General features: G+C 70.4%; 16 protein-coding genes. 3 read left to right on the plus strand and 13 right to left on the minus strand.

What is annotated here, in order from left to right:
* Positions 1 to 44 precede the first annotated feature (44 nt).
* Together FBY35_RS06840 and FBY35_RS06845 are read right to left on the minus strand one after the other, a co-directional pair.
* A complete protein-coding gene (locus FBY35_RS06840; protein WP_260848541.1) occupies positions 45 to 632 on the minus strand; it encodes a TetR/AcrR family transcriptional regulator in 588 nt (195 codons plus the stop codon).
* A gap of 5 nt (positions 633 to 637) precedes the next feature.
* Positions 638 to 2,068 (minus strand): amidase, encoded by a 1,431-nt coding sequence (locus FBY35_RS06845; RefSeq protein ID WP_142212923.1) that lies wholly within the window; start codon positions 2,066 to 2,068, stop codon positions 638 to 640.
* A gap of 55 nt (positions 2,069 to 2,123) precedes the next feature.
* On the opposite strand from FBY35_RS06845, the gene FBY35_RS06850 reads away from it, so the two are divergent.
* Positions 2,124 to 2,915: an SDR family oxidoreductase gene (locus FBY35_RS06850; protein ID WP_142212924.1), complete on the plus strand. Its 792-nt coding sequence runs from the start codon at positions 2,124 to 2,126 to the stop codon at positions 2,913 to 2,915.
* A 51-nt stretch (positions 2,916 to 2,966) separates the two neighbouring features.
* On the opposite strand, the gene FBY35_RS06855 is transcribed toward FBY35_RS06850, so the two are convergent.
* The 8 genes from FBY35_RS06855 to FBY35_RS06890 form a co-directional block, all read right to left on the minus strand.
* Positions 2,967 to 4,490 carry an NCS1 family nucleobase:cation symporter-1 gene (locus FBY35_RS06855; protein WP_142212925.1) on the minus strand — a complete coding sequence of 508 codons (1,524 nt, stop codon included), beginning with the start codon at positions 4,488 to 4,490 and terminating at the stop codon, positions 2,967 to 2,969.
* A gap of 14 nt (positions 4,491 to 4,504) precedes the next feature.
* Entirely contained in the window at positions 4,505 to 5,506 is a 1,002-nt protein-coding gene (locus FBY35_RS06860) for a TIGR03842 family LLM class F420-dependent oxidoreductase (RefSeq protein WP_142212926.1), read from the minus strand.
* A 12-nt stretch (positions 5,507 to 5,518) separates the two neighbouring features.
* Positions 5,519 to 6,925: a dihydropyrimidinase gene (hydA, locus tag FBY35_RS06865; protein WP_142212927.1), complete on the minus strand. Its 1,407-nt coding sequence runs from the start codon at positions 6,923 to 6,925 to the stop codon at positions 5,519 to 5,521.
* A 32-nt stretch (positions 6,926 to 6,957) separates the two neighbouring features.
* Positions 6,958 to 8,241, minus strand: a complete 1,284-nt coding sequence (locus FBY35_RS06870; RefSeq protein ID WP_142212928.1) for an aspartate aminotransferase family protein — start codon at positions 8,239 to 8,241, stop codon at positions 6,958 to 6,960.
* Entirely contained in the window at positions 8,238 to 9,080 is an 843-nt protein-coding gene (locus FBY35_RS06875) for a nitrilase-related carbon-nitrogen hydrolase (RefSeq protein WP_142212929.1), read from the minus strand. The genes FBY35_RS06870 and FBY35_RS06875 overlap by 4 nt, the downstream gene beginning before the upstream one ends.
* A gap of 223 nt (positions 9,081 to 9,303) precedes the next feature.
* Positions 9,304 to 10,842: a hypothetical protein gene (locus tag FBY35_RS06880; RefSeq protein WP_313904647.1), complete on the minus strand. Its 1,539-nt coding sequence runs from the start codon at positions 10,840 to 10,842 to the stop codon at positions 9,304 to 9,306.
* 135 nt (positions 10,843 to 10,977) lie between these two features.
* A complete protein-coding gene (locus FBY35_RS06885) occupies positions 10,978 to 11,358 on the minus strand; it encodes a PPOX class F420-dependent oxidoreductase (RefSeq protein WP_142212930.1) in 381 nt (126 codons plus the stop codon).
* Between the two features lie 82 nt (positions 11,359 to 11,440).
* The gene (locus FBY35_RS06890; protein WP_142212931.1) at positions 11,441 to 11,692 is read right to left on the minus strand and encodes a helix-turn-helix domain-containing protein; all 252 of its coding nucleotides are present in this window, start codon (positions 11,690 to 11,692) and stop codon (positions 11,441 to 11,443) included.
* Positions 11,693 to 11,747: 55 nt separating this feature from the next.
* On the opposite strand from FBY35_RS06890, the gene map reads away from it, so the two are divergent.
* Positions 11,748 to 12,515 carry a type I methionyl aminopeptidase gene (gene map / locus FBY35_RS06895; RefSeq protein ID WP_142212932.1) on the plus strand — a complete coding sequence of 256 codons (768 nt, stop codon included), beginning with the start codon at positions 11,748 to 11,750 and terminating at the stop codon, positions 12,513 to 12,515.
* Positions 12,516 to 12,533: 18 nt separating this feature from the next.
* On the opposite strand, the gene FBY35_RS06900 is transcribed toward map, so the two are convergent.
* Both FBY35_RS06900 and ggt read right to left on the minus strand, forming a co-directional pair.
* Positions 12,534 to 13,238 (minus strand): glycoside hydrolase family 75 protein, encoded by a 705-nt coding sequence (locus tag FBY35_RS06900; RefSeq protein WP_142212933.1) that lies wholly within the window; start codon positions 13,236 to 13,238, stop codon positions 12,534 to 12,536.
* Positions 13,239 to 13,300: 62 nt separating this feature from the next.
* On the minus strand, positions 13,301 to 15,130 hold the full coding sequence (gene ggt / locus FBY35_RS06905; RefSeq protein WP_142212934.1) for a gamma-glutamyltransferase: 1,830 nt from the start codon (positions 15,128 to 15,130) through the stop codon (positions 13,301 to 13,303).
* A gap of 105 nt (positions 15,131 to 15,235) precedes the next feature.
* Between ggt and FBY35_RS06910 the strand changes: the two genes are divergently transcribed.
* Positions 15,236 to 15,979 (plus strand): hypothetical protein, encoded by a 744-nt coding sequence (locus FBY35_RS06910; RefSeq protein WP_142212935.1) that lies wholly within the window; start codon positions 15,236 to 15,238, stop codon positions 15,977 to 15,979.
* 203 nt (positions 15,980 to 16,182) lie between these two features.
* On the opposite strand, the gene FBY35_RS06915 is transcribed toward FBY35_RS06910, so the two are convergent.
* On the minus strand, positions 16,183 to 17,532 hold the full coding sequence (locus FBY35_RS06915; RefSeq protein WP_142212936.1) for a cytochrome P450: 1,350 nt from the start codon (positions 17,530 to 17,532) through the stop codon (positions 16,183 to 16,185).
* Positions 17,533 to 17,545: the final 13 nt, after the last annotated feature.

Consider the following 17,545-nt stretch of genomic DNA (forward strand, 5'->3'; position numbering starts at 1 on the left):
CCTCGACCCGAACCGCCGCCAGTCGTAGCGCAATGCGCCCCGTCTCACCTGCAGTTGGGACCGCCTACCGCCCCCCGCGCCAGCAGCAGCAGCGCGTCGACCAGGTCCTGTGCCGGGCCTCCCGTTGCCAGGCGGCGCAGTTGGAGGCCCATCACCAGCGCGACCGTGGTCGCGGCAAGGTGTTCCGCGTCCGGGACGCCGAGGCCCGTGAGGATCTGCGTCGCCAGCCGGTCGTACGCCGTGAAGGCCTCCGCCGCGGCCTCCCGCAGCCGCTCGTCGCGCCCGGCCTCGACGTACAGCTCGAAGGGCGCGATGTGCTCGCTGTCGAAGGCCGTGCCGCCCGCCACCTGACCAGCGAGGGCGGCCGCGCCGTCGATGTCGACGCCGTCGCTCTGGCACTGGTCGGCAAGTTCGGTAAAGCGGCGGGTCTCCTCGCGCACGAAGTGCAGCAGGCTCTCGCGCAGCAGGTCGTGCTGCGTCTCGAAGTGGTAGGTGACCGAGCCGAGGGAGACCCCGGCCTCCTTCGCGATCCGCCGGTTGGTGACCGCCGCGACGCCGTCCTTGCCGATGATGTGCAGGACGGCGGTGATGATGCGCTGCCGGGTGGGGGCGGAGCGGGCGGGGCTGGACATGGCGGTCATTGTTCCACCGGCACGCTCCCGCTGATCAGGGGGGCGGGCGGCCGCTTCTCGTACCAGCGCAGGTCGGCCTCCAGTTGGGCGGCGAGCGAGATCAGCCGTTCCTCTCCGCCGGCGGGGCCGAGCAGTTGGGCTCCGACGGGCAGTCCATCGGTCGTGAAGCCGGCGGGGACGTTGACGCCCGGCCAGCCGAGGACGTTCCAGGGCCAGGCGTACGGGCACGCGGCGGCCATGGTCGCATCGGTGCGATAGGCACTCAGGCCGTCGAAGGTGCCGATGCGCGGGGGCGGAGCTGCGGTCGTGGGCGTGAGGACGACGTCGTACGAGTCGAAGATCGCGCCGATCCGCCGGTGCTGGCGGACCTCACGGGCGCGGGCCGCGCGGACGACGCGGCCGCCGAGTGTGCGGCCGTGCCGCATGGCGGCGCGGGTGCGCGGGTCGAGGAGGGCCGGGTCGGGGTGGAGAGCCGCGACTTCGGCGATGCCCGCGGTGGCGCGGGGCACGAAGGCGAGGCCGATCAGCCCGTAGCGCGGCCGTGCCTCTTCGACATGATGGCCGAGCCGGGCGAGAGCTTCGGCCAGTGCCGTGATGCCGCGGCGTACTTCGGGGTGCGGCATGGAGCGGGTGAGGGTGAGCGGGGGCCGCCAGGCAAGGGCGATCCGCAGCCTGCCCGGGTCTCGGCGGGCCGCGGCCGACGCCTCGATCGCGGCCGGCTGGTACAGGTCCTGGGCGTGCGGGCCCTGAACCACATCGAGCAGCAGGGCGGCGTCGGCCACGGTGCGCGCGAGCGGGCCGTTGACGGCGAGGCCCTGGAAGGCGTCGGCGTACGGGTGGAGGGAGACGCGCCCGCGCTGAGGTTTGATGCCGACGAGATGGGTCCAGGCGGCCGGGATACGGACCGAGCCCGCGCCGTCTGAGCCGAGGGCGGCGGGCACGAGCCCGGCCGCGACGGCTGCGGCGGAGCCGCCGGACGAGCCTCCGGGAGTGTGGTCGGTGGACCAGGGGTTACGGGTGGCGCCGAAGGCGGGGCCCTCGGTGAACGGCCACTGTCCGAGTTCGCAGGAGTTGGTCTTGCCGACGATGACGGCACCGGCCGCACGCAGGCGGCGTACCGCCTCTCCGTCGCGCTCGGCCGGGGGGAGTTCGCCCGAGCAGCCGAAGAGGGTCGGCAGTCCGGCCACATCGGTGTCGTCCTTGACGGCGACGGGCACGCCGAGCAGCGGCAGCCGCTCGCCCGCCGCGAGCCGCCGGTCGGCGTCCCTCGCTTCGTCGACGGCCCGTTCGCCGCGTGTCCAGCGGAAGGCGTTGATGGTGGACTGACTGGCCTCGATGCGTTTGAGCGCGTTCGTCACAAGCTTCTCGGACGAGGCTTGACCGCTCCTCAAAGCTCCTACGTGTTCAGCCAGTCCGCCGAATTCGTCTGTGGACACGACCGCCCCGCCTCCCTATTGTTCGTTCGAACGAACAGAACTGAAGGGTAACCAGATGCGTATCACCGGAGCAACCGTTCTGCTGACCGGGGTCACCGGCGGCATCGGCGGTGCACTCGCCGCCGAACTGTCCGCCAGGGGTGCGAAGTTGGTGCTGACCGGCCGCCGCCGCGAAGCCCTGGAGCCGCTCGCCGACCGGTATGGGGCGCGCACGATTCTCGCCGACCTGGCGGACGACGACGATGTGCGGCGGCTCGCCGACGAGGCCGCCGGTACGGACATCCTGATCGCCAACGCCGCGCTGCCCTCCAGCGGTGATCTGCTGGACTACACACCGGCGCAGATCGACCGCGCCATCGCGGTCAACTTCCGCGCTCCCGCACTCCTGGCGCGGCTGCTCGCTCCCGCCATGGTCGAGGCGGGCCGTGGCCACATAGCCTTCGTCGGCTCGCTCTCCGGAAAGGCGGCGACCAAGTCCACGTCGCTGTACAGCGGGACCAAGTTCGCCCTGCGCGGCTTCTCGCTCGCCCTGCGCCAGGACCTGCACGGCACAGGCGTGGGCGTCTCGATCGTCCAGCCCGGTTTCGTACGGGATCTGGGGATGTTCGCGGCGACCGGCTCGGGGACTCCCGCCGGGGTGCGGACGGTCTCGCCACGGCAGGTCGTGAACGGCGTGGTGCGGGCCGTCGAGCGCGACGTCGCCGAAATCAATGTCGCGCCCCTGGAGTTGAAGATTCTCAGCGCGATCGCCGGGCAGTTCCCGGGCTTCGCCGAACGGGTCCAGCGGCGGTCGGGGGCCGAGCCCACGATCCGCAAGATCGTTCAGGCCCAGCGGCAGAGCCGCTGAACCGGGGCGTGGCGCGAGCAGGAGGAGCAGCCCGCTCGCGCCACGAACCGTTCAGCCCGCAGAAAGCCGGGCCCGTTCCGGCAGCATCAGCGCCATGTAGAGCACCAGCGAAGCCCCCAGTCCCACCGCCCAGCCGTAGTCGGCAAGCGGCTTCAGGAAGGGGATGAGGCCGTCCTCGGGGAAGGGTCCCTTGCCGGGCGCGGAGTGCGATCCGCCCACCGCCAGTACACCGCCGACCGCGAAGGCCAGGGCCGCGCGCGGATTCCAGCCCGAGACGTACCAGTAGCGGCTGCCCGGGGTGTAGAGGCCGGGTAGGTCGAGCACGGTCCTGCGCACGACCCAGTAGTCGGCGATGAGGATGCCCGCGACCGTGCCGAGCAGCCCGCCGACCAGCCCGAGCCAGGTGAAGATGTAGAGCTCGGGTGTTTCGGTGAGCTTCCACGGCATGATCAGCACTCCGACGACGCCCGTGATCAGCGCTCCCCTGCGGAAGTTGACCACCTTCGGCGCGAGGTTCGCCAGGTCGTACGCCGGTGAGACGACGTTCGCCGCGATGTTCACCGAGATCGTCGCGATCAGCACGGTCACCAGGCCGAACAGCAGCCCGAAGACACTGTCGGTCTTGGCCGTGAGCTCAACGGGGTCCCAGACGGCGGCGCCGTACACGGCCTGCGACCCGGAGGTGACGAAGACCGACAGCAGGGCGAAGAGCGTCATCGTGGTCGGCAGTCCGAGCGACTGCCCCCAGATCTGGGCCCGTTGGCCCGCCCCGAAGCGGGTGAAGTCCGGAATGTTCAGGGAGAGGGTCGACCAGAAGGCGATCATCCCCATCAGGGAGGGGAAGAAGACCGGCCAGAAGTCCTTGCCCCAGCCCAGCTTGGAGGGCTGGTCGAGCAGCGGTCCGAGGCCGCCCGCCTTGGAGGCGATCCACACCAGCAGCACCAGCGCGCCGACGATGACGAAGGGCGCCGCCCAGTTCTCGAACCGTCGCAGTGTCTCCATCCCCCGGTAGATGATGGCCAGTTCGAGCAGCCAGAAGAGCACAAAGCACACCCACAGCGTCCACGGTTGTCCGCCGACCTCGGCGGCCTCCGCCCAGCCGCCGAAGATCTTGCCGAGCAGGACGAAGATGCCCTGGCCGCCGATCCAGGTCTGGATGCCGAACCAGGCGCAGGCCACCCCCGCCCGGATCAGCGCCGGCAGATTCGCGCCGCGCAGGCCGAAGGAGGCCCGGGCGAGAACGGGGAAGGGGATGCCGTACTTGGGTCCCGCGTGCCCGGTCAGCAGCATCGGGAACAGCACGATCAGATTGGCCAGGGCGATGGTGAACACCGCCTGCTTCCAGTCCATGCCGAGCGTGACGAGACCGGAGGCGAGCAGCCAGGACGGGATGTTGTGGGCCATGCCGACCCACAGGGCGGCGAAGTTGTACGTCGTCCAGCGGCGCTGCGCGAGCGGTACGGGCAGCAGGTCGTCGTTCACGAAGCGGTTGTCGGTGGGGGCCGCGCCGGGCGCCAGCTCGACGCGGCCCGCCTGGTCGTATATGGGTTCTCCGGAAGGGACGGTCGCGGTCATGGGCGGCTGGCCCTTCAGCTGTTGAGTGCCGGGATGATCTCGGAGCCGTACGCGTCGATGGTGGCTTCCTTCGCGTCGTGCATGTTGTAGACGGCGAACTGGTCCACGCCCAGTTCGCGCAGCACCTTCAGCTTCTCGATGTGCGCCTCGGCGGGGCCGAGCAGACAGAAGCGGTCGACGATCTCGTCCGGGACGAAGTCCGTGGACGGGTTACCGGCGCGGCCGTGGTGACTGTAGTCGTAACCGTGCCGCTCCTTGATGTACGCGGTCAGCGCCTCGGGCACCATGTCCGAGTGCTCGCCGTAGCGCGAAACCAGATCGGCGACATGGTTGCCGACCATCCCGCCGAACCAGCGGCACTGTTCACGGGCATGCGCGATGTCGTCGCCGACATAGGCGGGCGCAGCGACACAGATCGTGATCTTCGACGGGTCGCGTCCGGCCTCGGCAGCGGCGGCGCGGACCGCCTTCACCATCCACTCGGTGAGGAACGGGTCGGCGAGCTGGAGGATGAATCCGTCGGCCTTCTGGCCCGTGAGCGCCAGTGCCTTCGGCCCGTACGCCGCCATCCACACCGGCAGCTTTCCGTCGCGCACCCAGGGCAGCCGCAGCGTCTGCCCGTCCACCTCGGCCTCCCGGCCCTCGGCGAGGTCGCGGATGACGCCGATCGCCTCGCCGAGCCGGGCCAGGGTGTTGGGCTTGCGGCCCGCGACGCGCATCGCCGAGTCCCCCCGCCCGATGCCGCACACCGTGCGGTTGCCGAACATGTCGTTCAGGGTCGCGAAGGTGGAGGCGGTGACCTCCCAGGTCCTGGTCCCGGGGTTGGTCACCATCGGTCCGACGTGCATCTTCTGCGTGTGTTCCAGGATCTGGCTGTAGATGACGAAGGCTTCCTGCCAGAGCACGGCCGAGTCGAAGGTCCAGCCGTGGCTGAAGCCGTTGCGCTCAGCGCGCCGCATGAGCGAGACGACGGCCGAGGCCGGCGGGTCGGTCTGCAGGACAAGTCCGAAGTCCATGACGTGGTGCTCCTAGTTCAGGTACTGGCAGGTGCCTCGGGGGGTGTACTGGCCGTGTCCTGCCCGGCCTGTGAACTTCCGCTGGTCGATGACCACTTCGCCGCGCGAGAGCACCGTCTCCACCTGACCCGTGATCCGCTTGCCCTCGTACGCCGAGTAGTCGACGTTCATGTGGTGCGTCTCGACGGAGAGGGTCTGTTCGGCGTGCGGGTCGTAGATGACGACATCTCCGTCCGCGCCGGGGGCGATGGTGCCCTTCTTGGGGTAGACGCCGAACATCCGGGCCGGTGTGGCGCAGGCGATCTCGATCCAGCGCCGGCGGGTGATGTGCCCGTCCAGGACGGCCTGGTGCAGCAGGTCCATCCGGTGCTCCACGCCCGGCAGCCCGTTGGGGATCTTGGAGAAGTCCCCGCGTCCCAGCTCCTTCTGGCCGCTGAAGCAGAACGGGCAGTGGTCGGTGGAGACGACCTGGAGGTCGTTGGTCCGCAGTCCGCGCCACAGCGCGGCCTGGTGCTCGCGCGGCCGAAGCGGCGTGGAGCACACGTACTTGGCGCCCTCGAAGTCCGGCTCGGCGAGATTGTCGGTGGACAGGAAGAGGTACTGCGGGCAGGTCTCGCCGAAGACGTTCAGGCCCTTGTCGCGGGCGGCCGCAAGCTCGGCGACGGCCTCGTCGGCCGACACATGGACGACATAGAGCGGCGCGCCGGCGACCCGGGCGAGCTGGATGGCGCGGTGTGTGGCCTCCGCCTCCAGCAGGACCTTGCGCACCTCTCCGTGGTGGCGCGGGTCGGTGCGGCCTTCGGCGAGTGCCTGTTCCACCAGGACGTCGATCGCGATGCCGTTCTCGGCGTGCATCATGATCAGCCCGCCGTTGGTGGCGGAGCGCTGCATGGCCCGCAGGATCTGCCCGTCGTCGCTGTAGAAGACGCCCGGGTAGGCCATGAAGAGCTTGAAGGAGGTGATGCCCTCCTCCACCAGGTGGTCCATCTCCTTCAGTGAGGACTGGTTCACGTCCGAGAGGATCATGTGGAAGCCGTAGTCGATGGCGCAGTTGCCGTCGGCCTTGGCGTACCAGGCGTCGAGTCCTTCGCGCAGGGTCTGGCCGACCGTCTGCACCGCGAAGTCGACGATGGTGGTCGTGCCGCCCCAGGCGGCGGCCCGGGTGCCGGTCTCGAAGGTGTCGGAGGCGAAGGTCCCGCCGAAGGGCAGCTCCATGTGTGTGTGCGCGTCGACGCCGCCCGGGATGACGTACTTGTTGGTCGCGTCGATGATGCGGTCGGCGGTCCAGCCCCCGGCGACGGCGGAGCCGTGCGCGGCGAGAGCGGCGATCCGGCCGTCGTCGATCAGTACGTCGGCATGGATCTCGTCCGCTGCGGTGACGACCAGGCCGCCGCGGATCAGGGTGCGGGTGCTGCTCATGGTGGTGCGCTCCCTCTCGTGCGTACGGTCGACTACACCTGCTGCAGGGCGCGTTCGAGGATCGCGGCGCCCTCTTCCGCCTCGGAGACGGTCAGCGAGAGCGGCGGGGCGATACGCAGGACGCTGGTGTTGTGGCCGCCGCCCTTGCCGATCAGCAGGCCGCCCTCGCGCGCGGCCTCAAGGACGGCCGATGCCGCCTCCGGATTGGCCTCGTCGGTACCGGGCTTGACCAGCTCGATGCCGATCATCAGCCCGCGGCCGCGTACTTCGCGGACGGCGGGAGCGCCGGCCGCTATGGCTCGCAGCCGCTCGATCAGCAGGCCGCCGACGCGGCGGGCGTTGCCCTGAAGGTCGTGCTCCAGCAGATACCCGAGGTTGGCGATGCCCGCCGCCATGGTGACCGGGGAGCCGCCGAAGGTCGAAATCGAGTTGGCGTCAAGGGAGTTCATGATCTCGGCGGATGCAACGACGCCGCCGATCGACATGCCGTTGCCGATTCCCTTGGCGAAGGTGAGCATGTCCGGCGGGCCGCTGTCGGCGTGCGCCTGCCAGCCCCAGAAGTGCTCGCCGGTGCGGCCCCAGCCGGTCTGCACCTCGTCGGCGATCCAGAGGATGCCGTGCCGGTCGAGGACTTCGCGGAACGCGGCGTACAGACCGTCGGGCGGGGAGGTGAAGCCACCGACGCCCTGGATGGGCTCGGCGATCAGCGCGGCGACCGAACCACGGGTCTGGCCGAGGATGTCCTCCAGGTCCGCCACGCATGCCTCGATGAACTGCGCGTCGGACAGCTGGGCGTAGGGGCCGCGGGTGCGGACGCCGCCGTGCACGTACAGCGTCTGCAGCGGGGAGAGGCTGGTCGGCGACCAGGCCCGGTTGCCGGTGATGCCGACCGCCGAGAAGGACCGGCCGTGGTAGCTGTTGCGCATCGCCAGGATCTGGTTCGACCGGCGGTACGCGGTAGCCAGCAGCAGGGCGGTGTCATTGGCCTCGGTGCCGGAGGTGGTGAAGAAGACCCGGGCGTCGGGGATGCCCGAGAGGGTGGCGATCCGCTCGGCCAGCTCGACCATCGGGCGGTTGAGATACAGCGTGGAGGAGTGGACGATCCGCCCGGCCTGCTCGCTGACGGCCTTGGTGACCTCGGGCAGGGCGTGGGCGGTCATGGTGGTGAGGATGCCGCCGAAGAAGTCGAGATAGCGGTTGCCGTCCGCGTCCCAGACGTGGCGGCCCTCGCCGTGCGTGATCTCGACGGGCTGCTTGTAATAGAGGGCGACCCAGTCCGGGATGACGGCCCGGTGCCGCTCGTACAGGCTGGTCACGGCTGCACCAGCCCGTCATATGCGTCCGGGCGGCGATCGCGGTAGAAGGCCCACTGCTGTCGTACGACATCGATCAGGTCGAAGTCGAGGTCCCGTACGAGCAGTTCCTCCGCCTTGTCGCTGGCCACCTCGCCGACGAACTGGCCGCGGGGGTCGACGAAGTAGCTGGTGCCGTAGAAGTCGTTGTCGCCGTACTCCTCCTGGCCGACGCGGTTGATGGCGGCGATGAAGTACTCGTTGGCGACGGCGGAGGCGGGCTGCTCCAACTGCCAGAGGTAGGCGGAGAGGCCGCGCGAGGTCGCCGACGGGTTGTAGACCAACTGGGCTCCGTTCAGGCCGAGTTGACGCCAGCCCTCCGGGAAGTGCCGGTCGTAGCAGATGTACACCCCCACCCTGCCCACCGCGGTGTCGAAGACCGGCCAGCCCAGGTTCCCCGGCTTGAAGTAGTACTTCTCCCAGAAGCCCTTGACCTGGGGAATATGGTGCTTGCGGTATTTACCGAGGTAGGAGCCGTCGGCATCGATGACCGCGGCGGTGTTGTAGTAGAAGCCCGCGCCCTCGATCTCGAACACCGGGACCACGATCACCATGCCGGTCTCGCGGGCAAGCTCCTGCATCCGGCGGACGGTGGGGCCGTCCGGGACGGGCTCGGCCCAGCGATAGTGCTCGGGCTCCTGGACCTGGCAGAAATAGGGAGCGTTGAATACTTCCTGGAAACCGATCACCTTGGCGCCCTGGCGGGCCGCCTCACGGGCGTGTTCCTCGTGCTTGGCAATCATGGATTCGGTGTCGCCGGTCCAGGTCGCCTGGACGAGGGCGGCGCGTACGACGTTGGCCATGAGCTGCTCCTTCGACGCGGGGTCAGAGAGCCTCTACGCACGTAGATGTTCTGTATAGGAGGAGAACGTAAGCCTCGTCACACACGGGGGCAAGACCATCGTCGTTAACCGGCAGAGTCGATCATGTTTCACACCCGAGCGGTCCACACCGAACAGCTTCGGTCCCGGATAGGGTGCGCGTCAGCCGCGGACAGGCACGGGATCGGCAGAGATCGATACGGGATCAGGCGCCGATATGACCCGCCACACGCAGCGCATGGACAAGATCGCGCTCATGCGACGTGGAGATCGTGCGCGCAGCGTCGAGCAGTTGCGGCACCAGCCTGCGCGGGTCGCGGTCCGCGATCCCGACGGTGTCCTCGGCGGAGTGAAGCTGGACGAACGCGGTCAGTAAAGCGCGCGCCTCGGATTCACGGCCCTCGTCCTCCAGGGCGAGCACGGCCGCGGCGATGTCGTCGGCGGGGCGGGTCACGCCCTGCCGCAGCAGTCGGCGGCTGTCCTCGGTGCGGCCGGCCGCGGCGAGTGCGCCCGCGGCCGCCGCCAGCCTCAGCGCCGACTGCGATGCGGCTTCCCACAGCAGGGTCGTCCAGTCGGCGGCGAGGCCCGCGCGGTGCAGTTCCGCGGCGAGCACGGGCAGCCAGGGGGCGGGCCGGGCAGCCGCCTCGCAGAGCACGGCGTGCGCCTCGCCGCTGCGGCCCTCGGCCCGCAGCCGCCCGAGCGTGGCGACGGTGTCACGGGCAGCCTGCCGCGCCCCGGCCGGGGGCTCGGGCGCGGTGGGAGCCTGCTGCTCCGCGGGCGCGCCGCCGAACCGTGCCCCTCGGGGTGTGTCGCCGACGACGGGCAGCACGGGCACGGCGGCGGCCTCCTCCCCGCTCCCTTCGACCCCGGCGAACCGGGCGCCGCGGGGGCGCCGCTTCTTCTTGCCGGCGGCGAGTGCGGTGGGCGCAGTGGGTGCGGGGCCGGGATGCGGGTTCGCCGCCTCCGCCTGCGGAGCGGGCGGGTCCGCGTGTGCGTGCGGGCCGTCGTGGGGTGCGGTGGGCTGGGGCCGGAACCAGTCGTCGGGCAGAGCGATCGCGCCGGGGGCCGGTCCGCTCGCCTCGTACTCAGGAGCCGCTGGAGCACCCGGCTGCTGGGCGGCACCCGTCCCGTACCCCGAGCCCGGTCGCTCCCCGGGGCCCCTCCAGCCGTCGGCCTCGATACCGGGCGCCTCATGCGCCGTACGTGCCGCGAAGCCCGACCACTCGTCCGGCTCCGGGCTGTGCTCCGGTCCGGCCGCCTGCGCCGCGTCCGCGCGCAGCGCCGCGTGGCGGGCCCGCAGTTCGCTCACCCGGGCCGTCGCGCGGGCGTAGTCGTCGCGCGTCCACTCCAGTTCGTGGGCCAGCCGTTCAGCCGCGGCGCTGCCCTCCGGCTCCCCCGCCAGGCGGCGCAGCAACTCATCCGCGCGGCCCGTCGCGTACGCCTCTTCCCGGAGCATCAGCTCCAGCCGCTCCTCCAGCGCCTCGCGGCCGCCGGGCAGGCGGTCGTGCGACTGTGCCGAGGCCGCGTGGAGCTCGCGCGCGCGTACTGATTCCGTCTGCGCGAACTGCGTGCCGCGCACCCCCGCCAGGTCCTGGAGCATCGATTCCACCACGTCCCAGGGCGGGATCTCGGTCCCGTCCAGACAGGCCCGCATGCCCTCGGGATCGCGCTGCCAGAAGATTCCGTACCAGCCGCTGCCCGGGTCGACGAGCGCCGCCAGTCCCTTCAGGTATCGCGCGAACACTCCAGTTTCCACCGGAAGTTGATGCACCGTCATCGCTGCCCCTGCCCCACCGTCGAATGGAACCCTCCCGTCTGGAAGCATCCAGTCCGCAGGCATTCGACCGCAGCAGTGTTACGACAGCGTCACGCCGTGTTTTCAGATAGTCACCGCGATGCCGGTGTGCGGCCGCTTTCCGAGCCGTACGACCGTGGCGGGCCAGTCGACGAGCCAGAACTGCCAGGTGTACTTGCGGGAGAGCAGCTTACGGATCGCGCCCGTCCCCGCGTCGTCCAGCAGCCGCGCCACGCCCTCCACGCTGGGCGCACCCTCCGCGACCCGGCCGCGTGCATCGCAGACCGTGACGACGACGCGGCTGTCGTTGCGCAGCCGCTTGACCTTCCAGGAGTCGGACCGGGTCCATACGAACAGCTCACCGCCGTCCACCGCGAACCAGACGGGTGTAGCGACGCCCGTCCCGTCCTTGCGGAAGGTGGTGAGGCTGACGTACCTGGCGCTGGCGAAGTCCTCGGCATTCACGCGGCGAGCCTACGCCGGGCGGCGATCGGTGGACCCTGCGGGGGCTGCCCGTCTCCGCCCTCGCGGGCGGGGCGAAAGGGCGTCACACAGCCGCCCCCGCACAGCTCACCGCCAGTTCGTCCATGGACAGCCCCAGCACCCCTGCCAGCGCCGCCACCGTGAAGAACGCCGGTGTCGGCGCGCGACCCGTCTCGATCTTGCGCAGGGTCTCCGCGGACAGCCCCGCCGCGGCCGCCACCTCCACCATGCTCCGGTCACCGCGTGCCCGCCGCAACAACTGCCCGAGCCGCTCGCCGCGTTCGCGCTCTTGGGGGGTCAGAGGAGTGCGTACCATGCCGTTATTCTAATGCCGGTATTACTATACCGGCAGTACCGGTATAGTAATTGGCATGGTGAAGATCAAGAGCGATACGTCGATCGATGCGATGCGCGAGGCGGGGCGCATCGTGGCCCAGGCCCTCGCCACGGTCCGCGAGGCCGCGGCCGTCGGCATCAGCCTGCGTGAGCTGGACGGCGCCGCCCGTGCGGTCCTGGCCGGGGCCGGAGCCGGTTCCCCCTTCCTCGACTACCGCCCCAGCTGGGCACCCACCCCCTTCCCGGCCGTCATCTGCGCCTCCGTCAACGACGCGATCGTGCACGGCATCCCCGACGACTACCGGCTGCGCGACGGCGACCTGGTCAGCATCGACTGCGGTGCGACGCTCGACGGCTGGGTCGGCGACGCGGCCGTCAGCTTGACCGTGGGCCGCGCCCGCCCCGAGGACGTACACCTGATCGCCACGGCCGAGGAGGCTCTCCAGGCGGGTATCGCGGCGGCCGTCGTGGGCAACCGGATCGGCGACATCGCCCACGCGGTCGGCCGGGTCTGCCGCTCGGCCGGCTACGGCATCCCGGACGGCTTCGGCGGCCATGGCATCGGCCGCCATATGCACGAGGACCCGGGCGTGCCCAACGAGGGCCGCGCGGGCCGCGGCATGCCGCTGCGCCACGGAATGGTGCTCGCCATCGAGCCGATGGTGATCAGCAGCGGCAAGGACGAGCACCGAACGGCGGGGGACGGCTGGACGATCCGTACGACGGACGGCAGCCGCGCCTCCCACGCCGAGCACACGGTGGCGATCACGGACGACGGCCCGCGCGTCCTCACCGCGCTCTGAGTGCTCCCCGCGCGCTGGCTAGTTGTTCTCCAGAAAGTCCCGGGCCAGCGCCTCACCGAGGATCTCCGCGCCGATGGGATCCTCGATCGGTGCCACGCGCGAGTTGGTGAACAGGATGTACGTGACATCCGACGCGGCCCCGCCGGTCCGCGGATCGGGGTCGATGCCGAGGGCCTCGGCGGTGGCGTAGGAGGCCTCACCGATGATTCCGCTGGGGCCGGTGTCGCCCACGACGGCGTACTGGACGCGGTCGCCGTATATGACGGCGGCGACCGTGCCGCCCCCGATGTCGGACGTGCGGTAGTCCCAGATGCCGCTCGGCGTCGGCACGACGATGAAGGGCAGCCTCTCCGCGTCCAGCGGCAGGCCGTCGGACTGCTGGAAGGCCGTCGCGCTCTGGAACCACGGGTCGGTCCGGGTGTTGCACGCACTGGTCCGCTGACCGTCGCAGTCGATGTCCATGTCGGCCTTCCAGAACACCGCCCCGTTCGCCTGGCAGACGGGGACACTCACGGCCGCGCGCACGAGCGCGTCCTCGCGGTACCCGCCCTTCGATATCTGCGAACAGCCCTCGACCCTGGCGAGCAGGTCGGCCGCGGAGACCGAACCCTCACGCCAGGCAGTGCCTATTCGGTCGGCGGGGTGGGCAGCGGCAGACGGCACCGTCGCCGCCAACAGGGCCGAACCGGCAGCCGCGGCCAAGGCGGTATGTCGAATACGCACAGGGAGCCTTTCTGTCCGGAAGTACCGAAAGGCTCCCTCGTTCACGGCCCGTGCGCGTCCGGTCAGCCGCCGGACGGGTTACCGAACGGCCGCACGACCATCGCCGAACCTCCACCCCTGCGTACCTTCTCGGCCGCCGCCAGCCAGCGCCCGTCGGGAAGTCGCTGGATGCCTGTGGCCGCGCCGATCTCGGGGTTCTGCCGGAAGGCATGGCCGATGGCTTCCAGCTCGGCGCGCAGCGTGCTGTTCCACAGGGCGGGCTCCAGCTCCGTCGTCGTCTGGTTGCGCTGGCTGGCGCGAGGCGCCGCGATCGCGTCGACCAGGGGCAGGCCCCGGTCCAGGTGGCCCGTCAGCGTCTGGAGCACCGTCGTGATGATCGTCGCGCCGCCGGGTGAGCCGAGGGCGAGCACCGGACAGCCGTGGTCGAGCACGATCGTCGGCGAGATGGACGAACGCGGGCGCTTGCCCGGGCCCGGCAGATTCGGGTCGTGGACCGCGGGGTTCGCCGGGGCGAAGGAGAAGTCGGTGAGCTCGTTGTTGAGCAGGAACCCGCGGCCCGGCACAGTGATGCCGCTGCCGCCGGTCGACTCGATCGTCAGGGTGTAGGCGACGACGTTGCCCCATTTGTCGGCGGCCGTCAGGTGAGTGGTGTTCTCGCCCTCGTACGTGGTGGGGGCGGCGGTTCCCGATGCCCCGCACGCCTCGGGCCTGCGCGGGTCGCCCGGGGCAAGCGGGCTGGTGAGCACCGCGTCGTCCTTGATCAGGCAGCCGCGGGAATCCGCAAAGCGCTGTGACAGCAGCTCCTTCACGGGCACGTCCTCGAAGGCCGGGTCGCCGACCCAGCGCCCCCGGTCGGCGAACGCGATCCTGCTCGCCTCGATGAACCGGTGCAGATACTGCGCCTGCGTGGCCTTGGAAAGGTCGCTGCGCTCCAGGATGTTGAGCGCCTCGCCCACGCTCGTGCCGCCCGAGGACGCCGGTGCCATGCCGTACACGTCGAGACCGCGATAGGCGATCTTGGTGGGCGCGCGCCGGACCGTCTCGTAGGAGCGCAGGTCCCCTTCCGTCAGGTCGCCGGACCGCACGATCCGCTGCGCGCCCGGAGCCACCGGCGGCTTGCGCACGGTGCTGACGATGTCCTCGGCGATGTCACCGCGGTAGAGGGCGCCGACGCCCTCGCGTCCCAGTTCCTTGTACGTACGCGCCAGGTCGGGGTTCTTGAAGACGGATCCGACCACCGGCAGCTGCCCGCCCGGCAGGAAGAGCTTCGCCGTGTCCGGGAAGTCCGCGAAGCGCGCCTGGTTGGCCTGGGTCTGGGAGCGGAACGTGGCGTCGACGGTGAAGCCGTCCTTCGCCAGTCGCTCGGCCGGTTTCAGCAGGTGCCGCAGGGGTCTGCTGCCCCAGGCGCCGAGCGCGGTGTCCCAGGTCGCCGGGGTGCCGGGGGTGCCGACGCCGCGGCCGCTCGTGACGCCCTCCTCGAAGGGGATGGGCTTGCCGTTCTCGAGGAAGAGGGAGGCGTCGGCGCTGCGGGGCGCGGTCTCGCGGCCGTCGATCGTGTGGACCGTGCGGTGCTTGGCGTCGTAGTAGACGAAGAAGCCGCCGCCGCCGATGCCCGCGGAGTACGGCTCGGTGACGCCGAGGGCGGCCGCTGTGGCCACCGCCGCGTCGACGGCGTTGCCGCCGCTTCGCAGCACCTCGATGCCCGCGGCCGAGGCATCGGCGTCGACGCTCGCGACCGCGCCTCCGTAGCCCACGGCGACGGGTGTCTTGACCGGGGACCCGGCCGGCGGAGCGTTCGGGGGCGGTGCGGCCGCTCCGACCGAGACAACGGTCGAGACCACAGCCGCGGCAACGACGAGAACCGGCACATTCCGTGCATTCGAGCGACGCATCCGTACCTCCAGTCAACGTACGTCCGCGCACTGTAACTTCACCGCCAATGCCCCGTCAGGACCGCCTCGAACAGTGGTCCGCAAACACCGCTAACATGCGCGCCCATGACTGATGACCTACGCAACATCGTGCTCGGCGTGCTGGCCGCCGGTATCAGCGCAACGCTGGGCTGGCTCGCCCGCACCTATCTGTGGCGGCGCAGACTCCGGCGCAAGCAGGACTTCTTCGGGCTGCCCGTGAACTCCGAGTCGCTGCTCGTCGTCAATCGCGAGGCCGGCCGTGACGGTTCCGTGCACCGCTTCGACGTCTTCGCACTGCTTGAACTCTCCGCGCTGATCAAGGACTGCGGGGCGAACGCGCAGATCGTCTGGCACGACATAGCCCAGCAGGGCTTCGGCGAGCGCACGGAATTCTGTGTCGGCGGTCCGGTCTCGAACCGGCGGATGGCAGCGCATCTGCACTCGCTGCTCCCCGGAGTGAAGATCAACGCGGATCCGGAGCCCGGCCCCGACCAGGGCGCGTTCCAGATCGGCTCCGAGCGTTACCGCATGGAGCCCGGTGTCGCCGAGTACGTCCTGCTCGCGCGGCTCACCGCGGGTCAGGACGCACGGCCCGTCTTTCTCTTCTGCGGCCAGCGCGCCATCACCAACCAGGCGGCAACCCGCTACCTGGCGCGCCACCACGACAAGCTCGCCCGCAAGCACGGCGGCAACTCCTTCTGTCTGCTGCTGAAGGTCGTCAACTCCCAGGCGTACGGCCCCGATGTGGTCGAGCTGGTCGCCGATGTGACCCGCGCGGCGCAGGCTCCCGCACCAGCCGCGCGCAGCGCACATCGCGCCGCAAGCTAGGCCCTCTGTCCGGGAAACGCCGGCCTGGCCCGTCCACGTGGCGCAGGTCTCATCAGTCGACGCTGCGACCGGCCGCCGCCCAGCCTCTTGACGTGCCGCCCTCATGGATCGCAGCTTCGCCGACCGGGAGCCCCGGCCGGCACGAGGACACAACGTGGTTCGTCTGCCGGCCGGACTCTTCTCGAAGATCCGGAACGCGGTTTCTAGTCGGTGGTCAGCGGCAGCGACTTCACGCCGTTGATGAAGTTGGACACGAGCCGCCGCGGCGGACCCGCCGTCACCAGCGGCGGCAACAGATCCATCGCCTCCTCGTACAGAACCGTCAGCTGAAGCCGGGCGAAGTGGGCGCCGAGACAGACGTGCGGGCCGTCGCCGAAGGAGACATGCGGATTCGGGGAGCGGCCGAGGTCGAGCCCGTACGGCTGGTCGAAGACCCGCTCGTCGTAGTTGGCCGAGGCATGAAAGACGACCACCTTGTCGCCACGGCGGATGCACTGCCCGGCGAGCGTGGTGTCACATGTCGCAGTCCGGCGGAAGCTGAGGACCGGCGGGTGGCGGCGCAGCAGTTCGTCGACCGCACGGTCCAGGTCCACGTCGCCCTCCCGCAGCCTGCGCTGTTCGCCGGGGTGCTCGGCCAGCGTCAGAAAACCACCGGGGGCGGCGCTGCGTACGGTGTCGTTGCCCGCGACCGTCAGCAGGAAGAAGAACATCTCCAGTTCCGCGTCGGACAGTTCCGACTGCGCGAGCGAGGTCATGACATCGTCGGCGGGGTTCTGCCGTTTGTACGCGGCGAGTTCCTGGGCGTAGCCGAACATCTCCTGGAGCATCGCCGGTGAGCGGGGGTTGACCGGGCGCCCGTCGGGTCCGAGTACCGGCGGCTCGTCGGGGTCCTGGTAGGCGATGACGCGCTCGGTCCACTTCAGCAGCAGTCCGCGGTCGCTCTCGGGGACGCCCAGCAGATCGGAGAGGTTGAGCAGGGCGTAGTCGTCGGTGACGGCGCTGACCAGGTCGAAGGCGTGTCCGATGTCCCGTGCCGCGGTGAGCAGTTGGCGGGCTCGGTTTCGCGCGGCCGCGCCGAAGCGGTCGATACGTCCGGGCGTGAAGGCCCGGCTGACCAGCCGTCGCAGACGCCCGTGGTCCGATGGGGTCTCCCCCGCGAAGCGAGGGGAAGGGTCCTGGTTGAGCATCATGCGCCGGATGAAGGGCAGGTCGGCCGGGTCGGGGTCGCGGATCTGGGTGGCGCCGAGGTGGGAGGAGAAGGTTCCGGAGTCTTTGAGGACTCTCACCACGTCGGCGTGGCGGGTGACGGCCCAGAAGCCGGGGCCCCGGGGCCAGCCGAGGACTTCGTACTCCTGCTGCCAGGCGACGGGGTGGCGCTCTCGGAGCTCGCGGAACGCGGCGTGCGGCAGACCGGCGGCGTAGATCCGGGGGTCGAAGACATCGGGCACGGTCGGATCCCCCGCGGGGTCCGGACCGGCCACCGGGTCCGGATCGGCCACCGGGTCCGGATCGGCCGTGCTCCAAGAGGGCTCGTGCTCTTCGGGCCTCGTCATTTCTCCATTGTCG

Origin of the sequence: Streptomyces sp. SLBN-118, assembly GCF_006715635.1 — a bacterium.
In the GTDB taxonomy this organism is placed as follows: domain Bacteria; phylum Actinomycetota; class Actinomycetes; order Streptomycetales; family Streptomycetaceae; genus Streptomyces.

What these genes read in the sequence shown, in the direction of transcription:
- FBY35_RS06840 (WP_260848541.1), bottom strand. Translation starts at nt 632, where the DNA reads ATGTCCAGCCCCGCCCGCTCCGCCCCCACCCGGCAGCGCATCATCACC.
- FBY35_RS06850 (WP_142212924.1), top strand. Translation starts at nt 2,124, where the DNA reads ATGCGTATCACCGGAGCAACCGTTCTGCTGACCGGGGTCACCGGCGGC.
- FBY35_RS06855 (WP_142212925.1), bottom strand. Translation starts at nt 4,490, where the DNA reads ATGACCGCGACCGTCCCTTCCGGAGAACCCATATACGACCAGGCGGGC.
- FBY35_RS06860 (WP_142212926.1), bottom strand. Translation starts at nt 5,506, where the DNA reads ATGGACTTCGGACTTGTCCTGCAGACCGACCCGCCGGCCTCGGCCGTC.
- hydA (WP_142212927.1), bottom strand. Translation starts at nt 6,925, where the DNA reads ATGAGCAGCACCCGCACCCTGATCCGCGGCGGCCTGGTCGTCACCGCA.
- FBY35_RS06875 (WP_142212929.1), bottom strand. Translation starts at nt 9,080, where the DNA reads ATGGCCAACGTCGTACGCGCCGCCCTCGTCCAGGCGACCTGGACCGGC.
- FBY35_RS06890 (WP_142212931.1), bottom strand. Translation starts at nt 11,692, where the DNA reads ATGGTACGCACTCCTCTGACCCCCCAAGAGCGCGAACGCGGCGAGCGG.
- map (WP_142212932.1), top strand. Translation starts at nt 11,748, where the DNA reads ATGGTGAAGATCAAGAGCGATACGTCGATCGATGCGATGCGCGAGGCG.
- ggt (WP_142212934.1), bottom strand. Translation starts at nt 15,130, where the DNA reads ATGCGTCGCTCGAATGCACGGAATGTGCCGGTTCTCGTCGTTGCCGCG.
- FBY35_RS06910 (WP_142212935.1), top strand. Translation starts at nt 15,236, where the DNA reads ATGACTGATGACCTACGCAACATCGTGCTCGGCGTGCTGGCCGCCGGT.
- FBY35_RS06915 (WP_142212936.1), bottom strand. Translation starts at nt 17,532, where the DNA reads ATGACGAGGCCCGAAGAGCACGAGCCCTCTTGGAGCACGGCCGATCCG.